Consider the following 19289-nt stretch of genomic DNA (forward strand, 5'->3'; position numbering starts at 1 on the left):
GGCAGCACTGGCCAGGCGGCTACGCCTGCCGGGGGGTGCGCGCGGCGCGGCTTCGTGGGACCTCGGCTTGGCCGCCGTGCTGGCAGCCGCGTCCTTCGTGCCGCAACTCGCCGGAAACGGCCTGCAGTTCGGTCAGCTGGCGGTACGCCCGGCTGACACGTGGTCCGTTCTGCTGACCCTGGGTCAGTGCCTGCCGCTGTCGGTACGGCGCCGGTGGCCTTTGCTGTGCCTCGTGGTGGTGACCGGTTCCTTCGCCGCGTTCCAATCGCTGGGCTACCGCACCGACTTCGCCAGTGCGGGGCTGTTCGTCGCGGTGTACAGCGCCGGCGCCCATCTCGGTCGCTCCCGGCGCGGGGTGGCCGCGGTAGCGACCGCCGGCTACGTCGCACTTTCCGTCACCCTGCACGCCCTGCGGTCGCCGGAACGACTGATCGACTACGGCACCTTCTACCTCGCGCTGGTCATCTGCTGGCGAGCCGGCTCCTGGATGCGCGCCAGGCAGGCGGCGGAGGTCGAGCGGCGCCGGGAGAGCGCGCAGCAGGCCACGGCGGCCGAGCGGGCCCGCATCGTCCGGGAGATCCACGACGTGGTGACCCACCACGTGACCGCCATCGTCGTCCAGGCCGACTCGGCCCAGTATCTGGTCGGCTCGGCGCCAGACCGGGCTGTGGACAGCCTCTCTGCCATTAGCGGAACCGGGCGGCGGGCGCTGGCGGAACTGCGGCATCTGCTCGGTGTGCTCGAGGGGCCCGAGGGCGCGGCCGGTCCGCGGCCGGGGGTTCCCGCACCCTCCGTGGAGGAGGCGCCGGCATCCGGTCGGTTCCGCGATCTGGTCGAGCGAACCCGGCTGGCGGGACAGCCGGCGGAACTGTTCGAGGACGGTGACGACGCGCCCATCGCCGGCGCTGCGCAACACGCCGCGTACCGGGTGGTGCAGGAAGCCCTGACCAACGCGGTGAAGCACGCGCCCGGCCGCCGCACCGTGGTCCGGGTACGGTACGGCACGGAGATCCGGATCGACGTCACCAGCGCGGGTCCGGTCATCGCCGAGCGCGCCTTCACCCCGGGACGCGGACTCACCGGCCTGCGCGAACGGGTGAACCTGTGCGGTGGGGAACTGTCCGCCGGTGCCCGACCCGGTGGTGGGTTCGTGGTCAGCGCCCGGATTCCGTCGGCGGGAGTGCGCGAATGACCGGCTCGGCGCCGATCCGCATCCTGGTTTGCGACGACCAGCCTTTGGTGCGTACCGGTTACTCCACCACGTTCGCCGCGCAGCCCGGGTTCGAGGTGGCAGGTGAGGCGAGCAACGGGCGGGCGGCGGTGGACGGCGCCCGCCGGCTGCGCCCCGACGTGGTCGTGATGGATGTCAGGATGCCGGTGCTCGACGGCATCGAGGCGACCCGCCTGCTTGCCGGCCCGGGGGTGCCGGACCCGGTGAAGGTGCTGGTCGTCACCACCTTCAACATCGACGAGTACGTCTACGCGGCGCTGCGGGCCGGGGCGAGCGGGTTCCTGCTCAAGGACTGTCTGCCCGCCCAGCTGATCGAAGGGGTACGCACGGTCGCCGCCGGGGATTCGTTGCTCGACCCGGCGGTCACTCGCCGGCTGATCGGCCGGTTCGCCGCCCGGATCAGGAACGACGATCCCGCCCAACCCTCGGCGGGACACCCGCTGTCCGCGCTGACCCGGCGCGAGACCGAGGTGCTCAAACTGGTCGCTGCCGGGTTGTCGAACGCCGAGATCGCCGGGGTCCTTTTCATCGGTACCGAGACCGTGAAGACCTACGTCTCACGCATCCTCGCCAAGCTCCAGTTGCGCGACCGGGTGCAGGCGGTGGTCCTCGCCTACCGGGTGGGCCTGGTGCGCGACCGCGACTGACCCGGCCGGCGCGACCGGGCGGTCCCCCGTGAGAGCTACCGGGAGTTGTCCACCTTGGGGTGACTTACCCTGCGCCGCCCGATCGTAGCGTTCTGGGCGGATGTCGCGGCACGACGCCGCGGCCGTACCCAGGAGCGTCATCGATGGACAGCGGATCCACACCAGCATCCAGTCCCGCAGTCGGCGACGCACCGAGGGCTTCGCCGCGGCGCCGGCCCGGGCCGGCGCGCTGGGCCTGGCTCGGCGCCGCGGCGCAGGTCGTCTTCCTCGTGGTCATGATCGCCGCCGCGTTCTGGCAGGGCCCGCGCTACAGCGTCCTGAAGCACACCGTCAGCGACATGTCCGCGATCGGCGCGCCGCACGCCATGGTCCCCATCGTCGTCTTCACCGTGTGCGGCGCCGCGACGATCGTCTTCGCGCTGCGCTCGGTGTGGCCGACGCTGCGTCCCGGCGGTTGGCGGGCGGCCCTGGGTACCGCGCTGCTCGCGCTGTCCGTGGTCGGCCTCGGTGACCTGCTGAGCTCGCAGGAACGGCTCGCCTGCCGGATGGCCGACCCGGGCTGCACCGCCATCAAGCAGATCTCCAACGCAGGCGGCAGTACGGACAACGTCGTCACCTCGCTCGGCGTACTGCTTCTCGTCGTCGCCGGGTTCTTCCTGGCCGCGGCGATGCGCCGAACGCCGGGCTGGCAGCGGTGGGCCTGGCCGGCCCGCTGGGCGGCGATCCTGGTCCTTGCCTTCGCCGTCGCCGACGTGCTGACCCAGAACGCGGGCCTGGGCGGGCTGTTCGAGCGGTTGGTCGCGGTGACCGGCGCCGTTGCGGTCGGCGTACTCGCGGTCGGGATCCTCCGTCGCGGCGCAGCTCGCGAGCCCTACCGCGAAACGGTGAGGCCGACGAGAATGGGGTCGTGATCGTACGGATGTGGGAGGCCAGGGCGCATCCCGCCGAGTTCCCGGAACTGCTCGACTGGGTGTACAAGGCGGTCGTGCCGGCGTTCGCGGTGGAGCCGGGGCACCTGGGTACCGAGGTGTTCCGGTCCGGCGACGAGCGGATCGTGGTGCTCTCCCGCTGGCGCGACCAGCCGGCGGAGATCGCCGAACCGCCGGCGCGGCTGGTGCCCCGGCCGCCGCACTCCTGGGACTTCGTCCCGGTCGACCGCTGAGCGACCCCGTGCCTCGCCGGATCCGAACCGGCGGGGCACGCTCGGCCCGAGCCGGTGATGGGGTCCGGCCGCCGAGCTATGCCCCGTCCGGTACCAGGTCGTCGAGCAGCGCGTCCAGCTCGGCGAGGCTGGAGACCCGGGGGCCGGTCCAGCCCGCGGTGTCCGCCCAGGGGTCGGCGATCGCGGTGTCGGCCAGTACCGTCGGCAGCCCCAGCGCCGCCGCACCGGACAGCTCGCCGCTCGCGCCGTCGCCGACGAACGCACACGACGTCGGCGGCAGGTTCAACGCCACCACCGCGGCCAGGTAGGCGCGCGGGTCCGGCTTCGCGTAGCCGAGCGTGCTGGAGAACACCGCCAGTTCGAACCGGTCGACGAACTCGGTCTCCCGCCACAACAGCGGCACCTCGGCGCTGCAGTTGGTCACCAGCGCGAGGCGCCAACCCTTGTCGCGCAAGGCATCCAGCGCGGCCAGTACGCCCGGGGCGGGGTGCAGCTGGCGCCGGGTCAGGGCGAGCCGCTGCCGGACCGCGCTGTCGACCGCGGCGGCGGTGGGCCGGCCACCGACCCGCTCGGCGAGGGTACGCATCGTCTCGGGTAGGTCGCCGAGGTGGCCGGTGAACCGGTCCTTGCGGCTGGCCCGTACCTCGGCGGCGAACCGCTCGGCGTCCACGCCGAGCACCGCGGAGATCCGCCGGGACACCTCGTCCCGCTGTACCGAGGTGTCGCCGGGCACCAGCGTGCCGAACAGGTCGAACAGAATCGCGCGCGTCACGCCCGCACGCTACCGGCCCCCGCCACCCGCCCAGCGCCCGCCCGCCTCCCACCGCCCGCCCGCCGCCCGCCCAGCGCCCGTCCAGGCTCGTTGATCAAGGGATTCGGGAGCATCGTGCCAGGATCGCGGGGACGAATCCCTTGATCAACGCGGCGTGGGAGTCAGGGCGGGAGCAACGCGGCGTGGGTGTCAGGGCGGGACCGGCGCGGCGTGGGGTGTCAGGGCGGGGCCGGCCAGTAGGAGCGGCGTTCGGCCACGGCGGTGAAGCCGAGGGCGCGGTACAGGGCGACCGCGGGGCGGTTGGAGACCGGCGTGAGCACGGCGACTCCGGTGGCGCCGAGCCGGGCCAAGCGGCGGAACGCCTCGGCGATCACCGCGCTGGCGTGGCCGCGCCGGCGGTGCCCCGGATGCGTACCGGCCGGCTCGAGCAGCGCGGTGCCACCCGGCGGGCCGAGCCAGGCGAGGCAGAACGCGGTGATCCGGTCGTCCACCGTGCCGACCAGGTCGAGCTCGGCGCGGTAGCCGGGCACCGCGCGCAGCCGCTGGTACCGCTCGGGAGTGAGCGACGAGCCGGGAAACGCGGCGTGCTGCACGGCCACCCGCTGGGCCGCGTCGGCGGACCGGAACGCCCGTACCGTGGGTTCGGCCGGGGGTTCGGCCACCGCGCCGGGCAGCGGGCGCCACAGGTGCAGCCAGATGTCCGGGTCCGGCTCGTAGCCGGCGGCGAGCAGCGCGCGGGTCAGCGCGCCGGGGCCGGGCGGCGGGTCGATCCAGGGCCCGCCGCCGGCCCGGTCCAGCCGCCGGGACAGGTCGGCGAGGACCGCGTCGGCCAGCGTCGAGTCGTGCAGGTACGCGGGGTTGACGGCGCAGCGGGCACTGCCCGGCTGGTCGCACAGGATCACTGCGGCGCAGCGCCCGGTGGCGTCCCACCAGACCCGGATCTGCTCGTCCCGGATAGCCGGCTCGAACCGCAGCGCCCAGCCGAGGTCACCGGCCTGCAGCTGCCACCCGCAGCCGGCCGACGGTTCCCAGGCGCGCAGCGACGCCAGTACCGTGCCGGCCTCCCGGTCGGTCAACCGGCGCCGGGTGAACCCCGTCTCCACGAAACGGCACCCTATGTGCCGGTGCCCCGGCGCGCGGTAGGGAAATCGTCGAACTGTGTCGCACGGCGCACCGATCCGCCCCAACCCCGCCGTCGATCAAGGGATCGGGACACGGAGTCGTCGCGTTTCGTGCCCGAATCCCTTGATCAACTGACCGCGCGGGGCCGCGCAGGGCCGCGCGGGGCCGCGCGGGAGCCGGAGTGGGGGAGGGGCGGGGGTGGGGGCGGGGTGGGAAACTCGGTCGCGGTGGGGGTGGGGCGGCCGTAGCGTCGGGGGGCGTGCGTCAACTGCCCCTCGCCGACCCCGGTACTCCGGTACACCGCTCACCGGCCGCGTACCTGCGGTGGCTGGTGCGCAAGCAGGCCGGCACGATCCTCGTCGCCATGTGCTTCGGCATCGCCTGGATGCTCGCGCAGGCGCTCATGCCGGCCGCGATCGGCAAGGCCATCGACGCCGGTCTCGGGCACCGCAACACCCGGGCGCTGTTCGACTGGGCGGCGGTGCTGTTCGGGCTCGGCGTGGTCCAGGCCGCCGCCGGCGTGATGCGGCACCGGCTCGCCGTGTCCAACTTCCTGACCGCCGCGTACCGGACCGTGCAGGTGGTCACCCGGCACTCGGTACGGCTCGGCGCGACGCTGCCGAAGCGGGTGGCGACCGGCGAGGTGGTGACCGTGGGCGCGACCGACATCGCCCAGCTCGGCAACTCGCTGGACATCTCCGGCCGGCTCGCCGGCTCGGTCGTCTCGTTCGTCACCGTGGCGATCATCCTGCTCGCCACCTCGGTACCGCTGGGTCTGCTCGTGCTGATCGGGGTGCCGGTGCTGGTCCTCGCGATCGGGCCGATGCTCAAGCCGCTGCACCGCCGCCAGCAGGCGCAGCGGGAGCTCGCCGGCGACCTCACCTCGTACGCGAACGACATCGTGCACGGCCTGCGGGTGCTGCGCGGCGTCGGCGGCGAGGAGGTCTTCGCGCGGCGCTACGCGGCCCGGTCGCAGCGGGTACGGGCGGCCGGCTACCGGGTCGCCGGGGTCGAGTCGGCCCTGGACGCCACCCAGATCCTGCTGCCCGGCGTCTTCGTCGTGCTGGTCACCTGGCTCGGTGCGCGGTTCGCGCTGACCGGGGTGATCAGCCCCGGCCAGCTCGTCGCGTTCTACGGGTACGCGGCGTTCCTGGTGCAGCCGCTGAGCACGCTCACCGAGGCGGCCGACAACCTGACCCGCGGCCTGGTCGCCGCCCGCCGGGTGGTGCGCATCCTCGACATCGAGCCGGAGCTGTCCGACCCGCAGACCCCGGCCGCGGTACCGGACGAGCCGGGCGAGGTGGAGCTGGCCGACGCGGCCTCCGGGGTGCGGATCGCCGCGGGCTCGCTGACGGTACTGGTGGTGTCCGGCCGGCCGTCCGCCGCGCAGCTCGCCGACCGGCTCGGCCGGTACACGGCCGGGTCGGTGCTGTTCCGCGGGGTGCCGCTGGACCGGCTGCCGACCGCCGAGGTGCGTCGGCGCATCCTGGTGTCCGACACCGGGTCGCGGCTGTTCGCCGGCCCGCTGCGGGCCGAGCTGGACCCGTCCGGCGCGCTGCGCGACGAGCGGATCCTGGCCGCGCTGGACGCCGCGTCCGGCGCGGACATCCTGGCCGGTCTGCCGGACGGGCTGGACACCGCGATCGAGGAACGCGGCCGGTCGGTGTCCGGCGGCCAGCAGCAGCGGCTGGTGCTGGCGCGGGCGCTGCTCGCCGATCCGGACGTGCTGATCCTGGTCGAGCCGACCTCGGCGGTCGACGCGCACACGGAGGCGCGCATCGCGGCCCGGTTCGCCGAGTTCCGCGCCGGCCGGACCACGGTGGTGCTGACCGAGAGCCCGCTGCTCGCGGACCGGGCCGACACCGTGCTGTTCGTGTCCGGCGGCGTGCTCGCCGCCGCCGGCAGGCACGCCGACCTGCTCGCGAACCCGGCGTACCGCGCGGTGGTGCTGCGCGGCGAGGACGACGACCGACCCGACGGCACCGGGGACGGGACGGGCACCGTCGCCGGCGCCGAGCCGACCGGCGGGCAGCCGGGCGCCGCGGCGACCGGTACGGGCCGGTCCGGAACGGTGGCCGCGGAACGGATCGGGGCGGTGGCCGCCGACCCGACGCTGCCGCTGCGTGCGGAGGTGACGGAATGACGGTGCAGCTGCCGGTGGCGACGCCGGCCCAGGTCCGGCGGTACGCCCGGACCCTCGCCCGGCGGCACCCCAGGGCGCTGGTGACCGCGCTGGTGCTGCACGCGCTGGCGGCGATCGCCGGGCTCGGCGCGCCGCGGCTGCTCGGCAACCTGGTCCAGGCGGTACAGGACGGGACCACCCGGGTCACGGTGGACAAGGTGGCGCTGGCGATCGCGGCGTTCGTGATCGGCCAGTCGGTGCTGACCAGGTTCGCCCGGTTGGTGTCGTTCCGGCTCGGTGAGCGGGTACTGGCCGAGTTGCGCGAGGAGTTCGTCCGCCGGGTGCTGTCCCTGCCGTTGTCCACAGTGGAGCGTGCCGGCACCGGCGACCTGCTGACCCGTACCTCCCGGGATGTCGACGCGCTCGCCCGCACGGTCCGGTTCGCGGCGCCGGAGACGCTGATCGCGCTGGTCACGACCGTGCTCACGCTCGGCGCGCTGGCCCTGGTCGGCCCGCTCGTCGCGCTGCCCTGCCTGATCGCGGTGCCGATCCTGTGGGCCTCCACCCGCTGGTACCTGCGCCGCGCCACCGCCGGCTACCTGCGCGAGAACGCGGCCTACTCCGACGTCAACGAGGGGCTCGCCGAGACCGTCGAGGGCGCCCGTACCGTCGAGGCGATGCGCCTTGCCCGGCAACGGATCCGGCGCACCGACGGCGACATCGGCCGGTCGTTCGCGGCCGAGCGATACACGCTGTGGCTGCGCTCGGTGTGGTTCCCGGCGGCAGAGGTCAGCTACGTCGTCCCGGTGGTGGCCACGCTGCTGGTCGGCGGGCTGCTCTACACGCACGGGATGGCGAGCCTCGGCCAGGTCACCGCGGCCACTCTCTACGTGCAGCAACTGATCGACCCGGTCGACCGGCTGCTGTCCTGGCTGGACGAGCTGCAGGTCGGCGGCGCCTCGCTGGCCCGCCTGCTCGGCGTCTCCGCCGGCCCGGACGAGGCTGCCGACGCCCGTCCCGGCGCTGCGGGCTCGCCCGGCGGAACGCCGGGCCCCGCTGCCGATCCGGTACCGCTGCCGTCCGGTGCGGCGCCCGCGGTGGTCGCGGCCGGCGTGCATTACTCCTATGTGGATGGTCGGGATGTGCTGCGCGGCATCGATCTGACGGTACGGCCGGGGGAGCGGCTGGCGATGGTCGGCCCGTCCGGGGCCGGCAAGTCGACGCTGGGCCGGCTGCTCGCCGGCATCCACCCGCCGCGGTCGGGTTCGGTGACGATCGGTGGCGTACCGCTGGTCTCGCTGCCCCTCGACCGAAGACGCCGTGAGGTGGCCCTGGTGACCCAGGAACACCACGTGTTCGTCGGTACCGTCGCCGACAACGTGTCGCTGCCCCGGCCGGACGCGACCGAGGCCGAGGTACGCGCCGCGCTGCGCGCCGTCGACGCGCTCGGCTGGGCCGAGGCGCTGCCGGACGGGCTGGCCACCGCGGTCGGCTCCGGCGGTACCGAGCTGTCCGCGGCGCAGGCGCAGCAGCTGGCGCTCGCCCGGCTGGTGCTCGCCGATCCGCACACGCTGGTGCTCGACGAGGCGACGTCGCTGATCGACCCGCGCGCCGCCCGGCACCTGGAACGGTCGCTCGGTGCCGTGCTGGCCGGCCGTACCGTGATCGCGATCGCGCACCGGCTGCACACCGCCCACGACGCGGACCGGGTAGCCGTCGTGGCGGACGGCCGGATCGTCGAACTGGGCCCGCACGCCGACCTGGTCGCCGCCGGCGGCGACTACGCCGCCCTCTGGGACTCCTGGCACGGCCGCCACTGACCGTCACCGCGTTTGCCCGTAGCGCTGGGATTCGGGTGTTGTTGCGCGGATCGGTGATGATGTCGACCGACCTGCAGGAGGCATTGTGACCGATCCGTCCCCATCCGACGAGCCACACCCAGCGGGCGAACCGAGCGAGTCGGGTACGGCGGACGGCGGTGGCTGCCGGGGGCCGGGTGGACGGGCGACGCAGGCGGCCGCGGGCGCCGCCGAGGCCGGCTCGGTCACCGGCCGGGCGGTCGTACCGGTGCCGCACGCCGAGACGGACGACGGGGAGACCGAACCGGGCCCGGTACCACGGCACGGGTGGCGCCGGCTGGTCCCACGGCGGCCGTGGCGGTGGCTGGGCGGCATCGCCGCGCTGGCCACGCTCGGTTCGCTCGCGGTCGGGGTGCTGATCGTCTGGCTGACCCGGCGGCCCGGCCAAGGGCGGGGCACGCCCTCCGGCGCGGGTCACCCGTCCGGCGTGGACCCGTCCTCCGGCAGCGGCCCGACGCCGTCCGGTACCCCGTGGACGCCCGGTACCGGCGGCCATCCCACCGGCGCCGACCCGACCGGCGTGGGTGGCGGCGTCACCGGCGGCCCGACCGGCCCCGACAACGCCGGCTGCACGGTCGAGGGCGTCAATTGCGACCCGGTCGGCAAGGCGTGCGATTCGGCCTGCAGCTCGGCCTGCAGCGGCGTCGGGAGCGACTGCGGCAGGCAGCTCGACGACGCCTGCGCCGGCCCGTCCTGCGGCTCACCGGGCTGCTCCGGCTCCGAGGTGAACTGCGGCGGCGACCCGTCGAACACCGGGCACACGCTGCTGACCTCGCTGATCGGCTCCGGCCTGCCGTTCCTGCACCGCACCGCGACCGCCCCGACCCCGGCGGCCTTCGCCCGCGCCGCGATCGTTCCGGTCATCGCGAGCGGGATGTCGCGCGGTGCGGAGCCGATCGGCGCCGCGGGTGACCCGGGTCGGATCGGGCTGCTGGCGCGGGCCGGGATCGCCGCGATCCGGGCGTACCAGCGGATCTCGCCGGGGTTGCCGACCCGGTGCCGCTACACGCCGACCTGCTCGCGCTACGGCCTGGCCGCGATCGAGCGGTACGGGCTGGTCGCCGGCGCGCGCCTCGCGGTGCTGCGGATCCACCGCTGCACCGCCGACGTGGTACCCGGCACCGCCGACCCGCTGCCGGCCTGACGCCACGGTCCGGCGCGCCGGCGCCGGCCCGGCACTCGTACTCGACAGTGCGTCCACTCGGGGCGACGGCGCCGGCCCGGCAGTCGTGGCGCCGCACCGGTCAGCGCGGATCGGTCGCCAGGATCGACATCATGATCTCGTCGACGTACTCGCCGTCCCAGCGCAGCGCGTCCCGGAACCGCCCCTCGACCTGGAACCCGACCTTCTCGTACACGTGCACGGCGCGCGGGTTGAACGGGTAGACGCCGAGCGAGACGCGGTGCAGCCCGACGGTGTCGAACGCGTGGTCCAGCAGCAGCCGGATCGCCGCACCGCCCAGCCCGCGGCCGACCCAGCGCGGCACGATCATGATGCGCAGGTTGGCCGAACGGTCCGGCGCGGAGAACTCGTTCAGCACGATCTCGCCGGCGCACTCACCGCTGGCCCGGTCGACGATGGCCAGGTCCAGCCGGTCGGCGTGCTCGTGCCGGGTGCGGTACCACTCCTCGACCGCGCGGCGCCGCAGTTCGGGTGTCGAGTCGAAGTCGCGCGGGTGGCTGCCGGTCAGGCGCTGGATCTCCGGATCCTCCATCGCCTCCAGCAACACGTCGGTGTCGGCCACGTCGATGGGCCGCAGCAGTACCCGCTCGCCGGTCAGGGTCGGCTTCTCGGCCAGGCTGATGTCGTTCACCGGCCGACGGTAACCGCTGCCCGCTCGGCCGGCCCGCGCTTTTGCGCCCTGCCCAGGGACGGCATGGCTGGCCGGCGCCACCGGCCGCGAAGCCCGGTGCTCCGACCCCCGGTTCCGCGTCGGAGTGGCGCGTCAGCGAGCGGCGATCCGGGCGGTGACCGCGTCCAGCAGGCGGGCCAGGTCGGCGGCGGCCAGCTCCAGCTCCAGGCCGCGCCGGCCGGCCGAGCAGAACACCGTCTCGTGGTCCTCGGCCGACGAGTCGATGACGGTACGCAGCCGCTTGCGCTGGCCGAGCGGGCTGATGCCGCCGCGCACGTAGCCGGTGGCGCGTTCGGCCGCGGCCGGATCGGCCATCGTCGCCTTCTTGCCGCCGGCCGCGGCGGCCAGCGCCTTGAGATCCAGCGACCCGGTGACCGGGACGACCGCCACCGTCAGTACCCCGTCCACCTCGGCGACCAGCGTCTTGAACACCCGTTCCGGCGCTACCCCGAGCGCCGCGGCCGCTTCCTCGCCGTACGACTCGGCGCGTGGATCGTGGGGATATTCGTGTACCCGGTGCGTCACCCGCTGCCGGGCGACCAGCGCGGTCGCCGGCGTACCTCTGCCTGCCACGGTGCCGCACGCTACCCGCGACGCGCGGTCGGGACGGCAGATATTCGACCGCCCCGGTTGCGCGGTCGGGCCGGCGCCGGCGGCGAGGTCCCGCGGCCGGGCTGAGGTCGGGAGGCCGACGTGCGCAGTCCGGGAGCCGAACCGATGGCCGGCTACGCGCCGCCGGGCGGGGCCGGGAGCGGGTGGGCCAGCAGCGCGGTGGGTGCGCCGGCGATCCGGGTGACCAGCACCGTCGCGGCCCCGGCACCGGACGGCTTCAGCGACCGCCGCAGCGCGTCGGGGTCGAGGGCGATGCCGCGCTTCTTGATCGTCACCACCCCGACGTCGCGGGCCCGCAGCGCCGCCCGCAGCCGCTTCACCGAGTACGGCAGCACCTCCTCGATCTCGTACCCGCGGGCGAACGGCGTGGCCACCTCGGCGTCGGTGTAGAGGTAGCCGACGCCGGGTTCGCCGATGCTGCCGCCGATCGCCTCGGCGAGTTCGGCGACCAGGTGCGCGCGCAGCACGGCGCCGTCCGGCTCGTACAGGTAGCGGCGCAGCGGGCCGACCGGCGCCTCCCGGGTGCCGTCCCCGGTGAGCTCGGCGGCCTCGACGGGGGTGCCGGCCGGCGTACCGGTCAGCACCGTCGCCCGCCGCGGTACCCCGGCGAGCGGGCCGCACCACAGGGCGGCCTCGACGACCTCGCCCCGTACCGACACCCATTCGGCCTCGACGCCGGCCGGCAGCAGCGCGTGGTCGATGCCCGGCCCGAGCTTCAGGCAGGCCGGGCCGCCGGTCAGCGACAGCAGGAACTCCCACGGCGGCGAGTACGCGGCCGGGTCGAACACCCGGCGGCCGCCCGCGCGCCGGGCCGGGTCGCAGAACACCGCACCGCCGGCGGGCAGCTCGCGATGCACCGCGGCGGCGTCGCCGACCACGACCTCGATCCGGTCGGCGAGTCCGAGGGTCTCGGCGTTGGCCGCGGCGACCGCGGCGGTACCGGGGTCCGCGTCGACCGCGGTGACCCTCAGCCCGGCGCGGGCGAACGCGATCGCGTCGGAGCCGATCCCGCAGCACAGATCCACCACCCGGTCGGTGCCGGCGGCGGCGAGTCGCCGGGCCCGGCGTGCCGCGACGGCCGGCCGGGTCGCCTGCTGGAGCCCGTCGTCGGTGAACAGCAGCCGGTCCGCGCCGGCGCCGAACTTGACCGCCGCGCGCTGTCGCAGCCGCGCCTGGCCGAGCGCGGCCGCGGCGAGTTCCGGGCTGCGGCCGCCTCGGCGCAGCCGTTCGACCGCGGCGAGCCGGTCGGTGTCCACCAGCGTCGCCGCCGCGGCCAGCGCCTCACGGCCGGCCTCCGACCGCAGCATCGTCACCTGTTCCGGGGTCACCGCGCCGATGGTGCCGCAGCCCGGCCCGGCCGCGTCGACCACCCACCCGGTCGCCCGGTATCAGCTGGTTCGATGCTCGGTGGCCTGTTCATCGACCACGCAGTCCGGCCCGGGGTAGACCAGGTTCTCGTGCCCGTCGGGGAAGCGGACCAGGTACGGCGGGTTGCCGTGCTCGCCGCGCACCTCGACGATCTCGCCGACCCGGTCGTGCTCACCGACCGTACGGCCGTGTACGTGCAGGTGTTCGCCAACTGTTGCCCGCATGCTGCTCACCTCCGTCCCTCCAGTCTGCGGCGGCGCCCGCGCGGGCGCGTAGCGTTCGGCCCGGCCGGCCGAAACATCGGCGTGGCGATTGGCACTCTCCTTGACGGAGTGCCAATGGTCGACCTAACCTTCGGTTAGCACTCTCGCGACAGGGGTGCTAACGGAGCCGCCCGACGGGCGACCTCGTTAGGGCTCCTGAGAGTGTCACCACACGAACTGGCCAGCGGTCCGGCCACCCGCGACGACGGATCCGCCGGTCACCCAAGGCATGCAGATGAGTACCCCAGGAGGGTCTTGCCGTGACCACCGCGACCAAGGTTGCGATCAAGCCGTTGGAGGACCGGATCGTGGTCCAGGCCAACGAGGCTGAGACCACGACCGCGTCGGGCATCGTGATTCCCGACACCGCCAAGGAGAAGCCGCAGGAGGGCACCGTCCTCGCCGTCGGCCCCGGCCGGATCGACGACAAGGGCAACCGTGTCCCGGTCGACGTCAAGGAAGGCGACGTCGTCATCTACTCGAAGTACGGCGGCACCGAGGTCAAGTACGCGGGCGAGGACTACCTGATCCTCTCCGCGCGTGACGTCCTCGCGATCGTCGAGAAGTGACGCTCTCGTAACCACTCGCCCCGGAGTCGACCGCGTGTCGACTCCGGGGCGGTTCCATCTTTGAACGAAAAGGACCGGGGATGCCCAAGATTCTCAGCTTCTCCGACGACGCCCGGAAAGGCCTGGAGCGCGGGGTCAACGCGCTCGCCGATGCGGTCAAGGTGACCCTCGGTCCGCGCGGGCGCAACGTCGTACTGGACAAGAAGTTCGGCGCGCCGACGATCACCAAGGACGGCGTCACCGTCGCCAAGGAGATCGAGCTCACCGACCCGTACGAGAACCTCGGCGCGCAGCTCGCCAAGGAGGTCGCCACCAAGACCAACGACGTGGCCGGCGACGGAACCACCACGGCGACGGTGCTGGCCCAGGCGATGGTCCGGGAGGGCCTGCGCAACGTGGCCGCCGGCGCCAACCCGACCGCGCTGAAGCGCGGCATCGACGCGGCCGTCGCGGCGATCTCCGACGAGCTGGTCGCCAAGGCCACCGAGGTGGACACGCAGGAGCGCATCGCGCACGTCGCGACGGTCTCCGCGCAGGATGCCACCATCGGTGAGCTGATCGCCGAGGCGATGGAGCGGGTCGGCCGGGAGGGCGTCATCACCGTCGAGGACGGTTCGACGCTCACCACCGAGCTGGAGATCACCGAGGGGATGCAGTTCGACAAGGGCTACCTCTCGCCGCACTTCGTCACCGACCCGGAGGCCGGTGAGGCGGTGCTGGAGGACGCGCACATCCTCATCACCACCGAGAAGATCTCCTCGGTCGAGGACCTGCTGCCGATCCTGGAGAAGGTCCTGGAGACCAGCAAGCCGCTGCTGATCATCGCCGAGGACGTGGACGGCCAGGCGCTGTCGACGCTCGCGGTCAACTCGATCCGCAAGACGCTCAAGGCGTGCGCGGTGAAGGCGCCCGGCTTCGGCGACCGCCGCAAGGCGATGCTGCAGGACCTGGCGATCCTGACCGGCGCCGAGGTCATCTCGTCCGAGCTGGGCTACAAGCTCGACTCGGTCGGCCTGGAGGTGCTCGGCAGCGCGCACCGCGTCGTCGTCACCAAGGAGACCACCACGGTCGTCGACGGTGCCGGCAGCGACGCCGCGGTCGCCGACCGGGTCGCCCAGATCAAGCGCGAGATCGACGAGTCCGACTCCGACTGGGACCGGGAGAAGCTCAACGAGCGGCTCGCGAAGCTCTCCGGCGGCGTGGCGGTCATCAAGGTGGGCGCCGCGACCGAGGTCGAGATGAAGGAGAAGAAGCACCGCATCGAGGACGCCATCTCGGCGACCAAGGCGGCCGTCGAGGAGGGCACCGTGCCCGGTGGCGGCGCCACCCTGGTGCAGGTGGCCGGCAAGCTCGACGGCGGGCTCGGCCTGTCCGGCGACGAGGCGACCGGCGTCAAGCTGGTCCGCACCTCGCTGGTCGCGCCGCTGCGCTGGATCGCCGAGAACGCCGGCCGGGACGGTTACGTCGCGGTCGAGCGGGTCCGCGAGGCGGAGTTCGGGACCGGTCTCAACGCCGCCACCGGCGAGTACGTCGAGCTGGCCAAGGCCGGCATCATCGACCCGGTGAAGGTGACCCGCAACGCGGTCGCCAACGCGGCGAGCATCGCGAGCCTGCTGCTCACCACCGAGAGCCTGGTTGCCGACAAGCCGGAGGAGGAGCCGGCCGCCGGTGGCCACGGCCACGGCCACGGCCACCAGCACGGCCCCGGCTTCTAGGCCAGGCACGACGAAGCGGGCCGCCCAGACTGGGCGGCCCGCTTCGTCGTCGCTTGCTAGGCGGAGACGAGTTCCGGCTGGTCCGCGCCGGACAGGCGGGCGTCGAGGCGGCGCAGGTCGACCCGGCGCCGCCGGCGGTCGGCCAGGTCCTCCCAGCCGTCGTCGATCAGCCGCTGCCGCTCCGACTCGCTGAGCCCACCCCACACGCCGTACGGCTCGTGCACCGCCAGCGCGTGCGCGGCGCACTGGGCCCGTACCGGGCAGGTCCCGCAGACCGCCTTGGCGGCCCGCTCGCGGCGGGTCCGGGACGGCCCGCGTTCGCCGTCCGGATGGAAGAACATCGCGCTGTCCAACCCGCGGCAGTTGCCTGCGAGCTGCCAGTCCCACCGGTCGGTGTTGGTACCGGGTAGGCGACGAATGTCTGCCATCGGTCCTCCCTGCGCGGCGGCGGCCGCGTCGGTCGTTCAGTGCGGCGGACGCCGCGTCGGTCGTTCGGTCCCTCGGTCGTTCGGTGCGGGTGGTGCTCCGGTTTCGTGTCGTGCGGCCATCGCCGCGGGTGGCGCCGGGACCCGCGTCACGTGGCCGGATCGGCGAGGATGGGCGCATGCCTGCCTCGACCGAGCCGATGCCGGGTGCCCGGCGCTCGCCTTCGCCGTACCCTCGGCCGTCGGGCGGCAAACTGCCGGCCGGCGGGTCGGTGGACCGGGCCGAACGGGCGCTCTGGTTCGGCCGGCCGGCACGGGCGTTGTCGCTGCTGGCTGCGGTACCGGCGACTCCGCGGTCGGCGTGGCTGCGGGGCGTGGCGCTGATCGCGCTCGGCCGGTACGGTGCGGCCGACGACACCCTGCTGCCCACCGCGCTCGGCCGGTACGGTGCCGGCGACGGGGCGCTGCTGCCCACCGCGCCGGGAGCACGGCCGGTGCTGCGGTCCGGGAGCGGGCGGCGGTATGTCTCGCTGGCGCTGTCCGCGCTCGGCAGCTCGGCGCGCCAGCGCGGCCGGTACGACCGCGCTGCGGAGCTGGATGCCGCGGCGCTGGAGGCGGCCGGTACCGACGTCGAGGCGCGGGCCGACGCGCTCGTCGGGCTGACCGCGGACGCGATCGGTGCGGGTACCCGGGCGATGGCGGAACGCCGGCTGGCGGCGCTGCGCGAGGTGGCCGACCCGGGCTGGCGCACCGCCGTACGTTGCGGTTGGGTTGCGGCCGAATTTTCCCTCCTTTCTGATCTGCCGGAAACCGCGGCAGCCGCGGCGTACCGGGCGGTACGGTGCGCCGAAATGGCGCAGGCGCCGCGCCATCTTGCGAAGTCTCTGCTCTTTTATGGCGTTTCGGTGCGGGAAGTTGCCCGTAGACAAGCGGTCGCACCCCTATTCCGGTCCGCGGCAGTGATACTGAGAAGAGCGGAGCGGCTCGCGGCGGCGGTCGAGGCGTTCCCGGTGTGGGGAGTGGCGTGCCGGCTGCGACAGGAGACCTTGAAGGAGGTCGCCGTGACGGGGGAAGCTGTGGCGCAGAACACGTACACCACAATCGCGTCATGAGCCCGAGTCACCGGGGTCTCTCTGTCTGGGAGAGAGGAGAAGCACGTGCGCTCGGTGCTCGTCTGTGTACGAACGCCCGTGGCGGCGCAACGCATCGCTGCCTGGGCTGCGCATCTCGGCGTCGCTGCCGCGGTGCGGACGGCGCTGTCCGGTGAGGAGGCGCTGGCCCGGATGGGCGAGCGTCCGGCGGACGTCGTCCTGATCGATGTCGGAATGACCCGGCCTGACCCGGTGCAGTTCACCCGCCGGGTTCTCAGCCGCGGTCCACACACCGCACTCGTGCTCGTCGGCGCCGACGACCCGCGGGCCGCGGCGGCCGCGGTCGCCGCCGGCGCCCGCGGCGTGATCCGCGCCGGCGAACACGGGGAAGACCTGGTCAGCGCGCTGGCTCAGGGCATCCTGCTGGCATGCCCGAACGGCCGGCAGAATCCGGTCGGTACGCCGACACTGGGTCGCCCGGCGCAGTCGCCGGGCCCCCGGCGGGGCGTGCTCACCGAACGTGAGCTGCAGGTACTGCGGGGAATGAGCGAGGGGAAGAGCAACGCCGAGATCGGCCGCGAGCTGTTCGTCTCGGAGGACACGGTGAAGACGCACGCCCGTCGACTGTTCCGCAAACTCGGTGCGCGCGACCGTGCGCACGCCGTGGCGTCCGCGTTCCGCTCCGGCCTGGTCAGCTGAGAGGGCGGGTGGTGGAATCCCGCGCGATTCCACACCGCGCCCGATGCCGGGTGGCCCGCGTGGGTGGTCCGGATCGGCCGGCCCGTGCCGGCCGGGTCCGGTCGCCCGACCTGCACCAATGGGCACCGTCAGGGGCCCACGGGTGCCCTGATTGGCCAAGACCTCTATGCGAAGATCGCCGCAAACACGCTACCGTTCGGCGGAAGGTTCGTAACGGGAGAGTGCGAGCGGGCGATGACATCACCGGAGGCGGGGCTCACCGAGCTCGCCGTACGCGCCGGCGGCGGCGACCGCGCTGCGGTCGAGGAGCTGTTGACGCGGATCCGGCCGATCGTTGTCCGTTACTGCCGTGCTCGACTCGGTCGGACCGGCCGCGGCGCGTACACGACGGCTGACGACGTGGCGCAGGAGGTGTGTATCGCCGTGCTGGGTGCACTGCCCCGGTACCGGGCGGGCGGATCGCCGTTCACCGCGTTCGTCTTCGGCATCGCCGCGCACAAGGTCGCCGATGCCCACCGCGGCGCCGCCCGGGACCGGTCCGAGCCGGTCGCGACGCTGCCCGAGCAGGTGGACCTGAACGCCGGGCCCGAGGCGCGGGCGATCGCGCTGGATGCGGCCGGCCGGATGCGCGGCCTGCTGGAGCGGCTGACGCCGCAGCACCGCGAGGTCGTCGTGCTCCGGGTCGGCGTCGGCCTGACCGCCGAGGAGACCGGCAACGCCCTGGGCATGACCGCCGGCGCGGTCCGGGTCGCCCAGCACCGCGCGCTGAACCGGCTGCGGGCCCTCGCCGCCGAGCTGTACGACGAGGTCGGAGTATGAGCGATCGAATCATGAGGCGGGGCGTGTTCGTGCCTCGTGCCCGGTCGGAGCGAAGCGGAGACCGGCCATGAGTACCCGGTCCGATCCGCCCGCCGAGACGGGCGAGACCACCCCGTCCGAGGACGCGGTGGCGCGCGACGACCGCGTCCTCGACGCCCTGCTCGGGCTGGCCGACGACGACATCCGGTACGACGATCCCGCGCTGCAGCTGCTCGCGGCGTGGCGGGAGGACATCCTCACCGACGAGAGCGGCGCGACGGATGCCCCGTCGGGCCGGCCGCCGCAGCTGCCCCGGATCCGGCGTGGTGGACCCACCGGGCCGGCACCGGACCGGTCCCGGCCGCGCCGGGCCGCGCGGGCGCGTCGCCGGTCGGGTCGGCTGGTGCTGGCCACCGGGTTCGCGGTGCTGGCCGCGGGCGGGTTCGCCGGGGTGGCGATGGCCGCCGGTGGTGCCGCACCGGACAGTCCGCTGTTCCCGGTGACGAAGGTGATCTATCCGGACCGGGCGGCGGTCGCCGAGCACCGCTCGGCCGCGGCCGCCGACGTGGACGATGCCCGCAAGGCGGCGAAGGAAGGCCGCGACGACGACGCCCGGCGCTACCTCGCCGACGCCGACAAGCACGTCCGGCACCTGCCCGACGATGCGGCCCGAACGCTGCGCCGCAAGGCCGACGAGGTCCGCCGCGGGCTGAGCCCGTCCCCGGACGGTGCCGGCGGGCCGGGGCCGACGCCCAGTCTGATGCCCAGCCCCGAGCAGCCGTCCCCGCAGGCCAGCGACACCGGGTCGGCGGAGCCGTCGCCCTCCGACTCGTCCGCGGGCGCCGGGAACACGACGCCCGGCGGGGAGGACTCGGCGAGTCCCGAAGCCTCCACGAAGGCGGAGTCGTCGAACGAGGGCAAGCCGGGCCACGGCAAGGGCCCGCACCGGGACGACGACGGGAAGTGAGCCGTCGGCCCGGC

The 19289-nt window shown here is 74.2% G+C and carries 20 protein-coding genes; 13 read left to right on the forward strand and 7 right to left on the reverse strand.

What is annotated here, in order from left to right; all coding sequences use genetic code 11:
* Positions 1-67 precede the first annotated feature (67 nt).
* The 4 genes from Asera_RS10835 (at position 68) to Asera_RS10850 (ending at position 3040) form a co-directional block, all read left to right on the forward strand.
* The gene (locus Asera_RS10835) at positions 68-1192 is read left to right on the forward strand and encodes a sensor histidine kinase (protein ID WP_035296869.1); all 1125 of its coding nucleotides are present in this window, start codon (positions 68-70) and stop codon (positions 1190-1192) included.
* Complete coding sequence (locus Asera_RS10840) at positions 1189-1878, forward strand: response regulator (RefSeq protein ID WP_030446825.1); 690 nt, start codon at positions 1189-1191, stop codon at positions 1876-1878. The genes Asera_RS10835 and Asera_RS10840 overlap by 4 nt, the downstream gene beginning before the upstream one ends.
* Positions 1879-2021: 143 nt before the next feature.
* Entirely contained in the window at positions 2022-2789 is a 768-nt protein-coding gene (locus Asera_RS10845) for a DUF998 domain-containing protein (RefSeq protein WP_084131686.1), read from the forward strand.
* Positions 2786-3040 (forward strand): antibiotic biosynthesis monooxygenase family protein, encoded by a 255-nt coding sequence (locus Asera_RS10850; protein ID WP_030446827.1) that lies wholly within the window; start codon positions 2786-2788, stop codon positions 3038-3040. Before Asera_RS10845 ends, Asera_RS10850 begins: the two co-directional genes overlap by 4 nt.
* A 76-nt stretch (positions 3041-3116) precedes the next feature.
* Here Asera_RS10850 and Asera_RS10855 read toward each other — a convergent pair whose 3' ends face one another.
* Both Asera_RS10855 and Asera_RS10860 read right to left on the reverse strand, forming a co-directional pair.
* Entirely contained in the window at positions 3117-3812 is a 696-nt protein-coding gene (locus Asera_RS10855; RefSeq protein ID WP_030446828.1) for an HAD family hydrolase, read from the reverse strand.
* 218 nt (positions 3813-4030) lie between these two features.
* Positions 4031-4915: a GNAT family N-acetyltransferase gene (locus Asera_RS10860; RefSeq protein ID WP_051802349.1), complete on the reverse strand. Its 885-nt coding sequence runs from the start codon at positions 4913-4915 to the stop codon at positions 4031-4033.
* A gap of 278 nt (positions 4916-5193) precedes the next feature.
* On the opposite strand from Asera_RS10860, the gene Asera_RS10865 reads away from it, so the two are divergent.
* The 3 genes from Asera_RS10865 to yidD all read left to right on the forward strand — a co-directional run bounded on the left by Asera_RS10865 (position 5194) and on the right by yidD (position 10059).
* Positions 5194-7077, forward strand: coding sequence for an ABC transporter ATP-binding protein (locus Asera_RS10865; RefSeq protein WP_084132700.1), 1884 nt, complete (start codon positions 5194-5196; stop codon positions 7075-7077).
* Positions 7074-8876 (forward strand): ABC transporter ATP-binding protein, encoded by a 1803-nt coding sequence (locus Asera_RS10870; RefSeq protein ID WP_030449253.1) that lies wholly within the window; start codon positions 7074-7076, stop codon positions 8874-8876. Before Asera_RS10865 ends, Asera_RS10870 begins: the two co-directional genes overlap by 4 nt.
* Positions 8877-8961: 85 nt before the next feature.
* Entirely contained in the window at positions 8962-10059 is a 1098-nt protein-coding gene (gene yidD, locus Asera_RS33035) for a membrane protein insertion efficiency factor YidD (protein WP_244843827.1), read from the forward strand.
* A gap of 100 nt (positions 10060-10159) precedes the next feature.
* Here the strand turns inward: yidD and Asera_RS10880 are convergent, their stop codons facing one another.
* The 4 genes from Asera_RS10880 to Asera_RS10895 form a co-directional block, all read right to left on the reverse strand.
* A complete protein-coding gene (locus tag Asera_RS10880) occupies positions 10160-10729 on the reverse strand; it encodes a GNAT family N-acetyltransferase (RefSeq protein WP_030449255.1) in 570 nt (189 codons plus the stop codon).
* A 132-nt stretch (positions 10730-10861) separates the two neighbouring features.
* Positions 10862-11341, reverse strand: coding sequence for a Cys-tRNA(Pro) deacylase (ybaK, locus tag Asera_RS10885; protein ID WP_030449256.1), 480 nt, complete (start codon positions 11339-11341; stop codon positions 10862-10864).
* A 152-nt stretch (positions 11342-11493) separates the two neighbouring features.
* Entirely contained in the window at positions 11494-12687 is a 1194-nt protein-coding gene (locus Asera_RS10890) for a class I SAM-dependent methyltransferase (protein WP_030449257.1), read from the reverse strand.
* A gap of 81 nt (positions 12688-12768) precedes the next feature.
* A complete protein-coding gene (locus Asera_RS10895; protein ID WP_030449258.1) occupies positions 12769-12972 on the reverse strand; it encodes a DUF1918 domain-containing protein in 204 nt (67 codons plus the stop codon).
* A 299-nt stretch (positions 12973-13271) separates the two neighbouring features.
* On the opposite strand from Asera_RS10895, the gene groES reads away from it, so the two are divergent.
* Together groES and groL are read left to right on the forward strand one after the other, a co-directional pair.
* On the forward strand, positions 13272-13580 hold the full coding sequence (gene groES / locus Asera_RS10900; protein ID WP_030449259.1) for a co-chaperone GroES: 309 nt from the start codon (positions 13272-13274) through the stop codon (positions 13578-13580).
* An 80-nt stretch (positions 13581-13660) separates the two neighbouring features.
* Positions 13661-15295 carry a chaperonin GroEL gene (gene groL / locus Asera_RS10905; RefSeq protein ID WP_030449260.1) on the forward strand — a complete coding sequence of 545 codons (1635 nt, stop codon included), beginning with the start codon at positions 13661-13663 and terminating at the stop codon, positions 15293-15295.
* 56 nt (positions 15296-15351) lie between these two features.
* Here the strand turns inward: groL and Asera_RS10910 are convergent, their stop codons facing one another.
* Positions 15352-15723: a WhiB family transcriptional regulator gene (locus Asera_RS10910; protein ID WP_030449261.1), complete on the reverse strand. Its 372-nt coding sequence runs from the start codon at positions 15721-15723 to the stop codon at positions 15352-15354.
* A gap of 176 nt (positions 15724-15899) precedes the next feature.
* On the opposite strand from Asera_RS10910, the gene Asera_RS10915 reads away from it, so the two are divergent.
* The 4 genes from Asera_RS10915 to Asera_RS10930 all read left to right on the forward strand — a co-directional run bounded on the left by Asera_RS10915 (position 15900) and on the right by Asera_RS10930 (position 19275).
* Positions 15900-16832 (forward strand): hypothetical protein, encoded by a 933-nt coding sequence (locus Asera_RS10915; RefSeq protein ID WP_051802944.1) that lies wholly within the window; start codon positions 15900-15902, stop codon positions 16830-16832.
* 45 nt (positions 16833-16877) lie between these two features.
* Positions 16878-17510, forward strand: a complete 633-nt coding sequence (locus Asera_RS10920) for a response regulator transcription factor (RefSeq protein ID WP_051802945.1) — start codon at positions 16878-16880, stop codon at positions 17508-17510.
* A gap of 234 nt (positions 17511-17744) precedes the next feature.
* On the forward strand, positions 17745-18329 hold the full coding sequence (gene shbA / locus Asera_RS10925) for an RNA polymerase sigma factor ShbA (RefSeq protein ID WP_030449264.1): 585 nt from the start codon (positions 17745-17747) through the stop codon (positions 18327-18329).
* A 67-nt stretch (positions 18330-18396) separates the two neighbouring features.
* Complete coding sequence (locus Asera_RS10930) at positions 18397-19275, forward strand: hypothetical protein (protein ID WP_030449265.1); 879 nt, start codon at positions 18397-18399, stop codon at positions 19273-19275.
* Positions 19276-19289 lie beyond the last annotated feature (14 nt).

The organism is Actinocatenispora sera, from assembly GCF_018324685.1.
Lineage (GTDB): Bacteria > Actinomycetota > Actinomycetes > Mycobacteriales > Micromonosporaceae > Actinocatenispora > Actinocatenispora sera.

Excerpts from the sequence above, each read along its gene's own strand:
- Asera_RS10845 (WP_084131686.1), top strand. The coding sequence starts at position 2,022 with ATGGACAGCGGATCCACACCAGCATCCAGTCCCGCAGTCGGCGACGCA.
- Asera_RS10870 (WP_030449253.1), top strand. The coding sequence starts at position 7,074 with ATGACGGTGCAGCTGCCGGTGGCGACGCCGGCCCAGGTCCGGCGGTAC.
- Asera_RS10910 (WP_030449261.1), bottom strand. The coding sequence starts at position 15,723 with ATGGCAGACATTCGTCGCCTACCCGGTACCAACACCGACCGGTGGGAC.
- Asera_RS10895 (WP_030449258.1), bottom strand. The coding sequence starts at position 12,972 with ATGCGGGCAACAGTTGGCGAACACCTGCACGTACACGGCCGTACGGTC.
- Asera_RS10930 (WP_030449265.1), top strand. The coding sequence starts at position 18,397 with ATGAGTACCCGGTCCGATCCGCCCGCCGAGACGGGCGAGACCACCCCG.
- shbA (WP_030449264.1), top strand. The coding sequence starts at position 17,745 with ATGACATCACCGGAGGCGGGGCTCACCGAGCTCGCCGTACGCGCCGGC.
- Asera_RS10840 (WP_030446825.1), top strand. The coding sequence starts at position 1,189 with ATGACCGGCTCGGCGCCGATCCGCATCCTGGTTTGCGACGACCAGCCT.
- Asera_RS10890 (WP_030449257.1), bottom strand. The coding sequence starts at position 12,687 with ATGCTGCGGTCGGAGGCCGGCCGTGAGGCGCTGGCCGCGGCGGCGACG.
- Asera_RS10915 (WP_051802944.1), top strand. The coding sequence starts at position 15,900 with ATGCCTGCCTCGACCGAGCCGATGCCGGGTGCCCGGCGCTCGCCTTCG.
- groL (WP_030449260.1), top strand. The coding sequence starts at position 13,661 with ATGCCCAAGATTCTCAGCTTCTCCGACGACGCCCGGAAAGGCCTGGAG.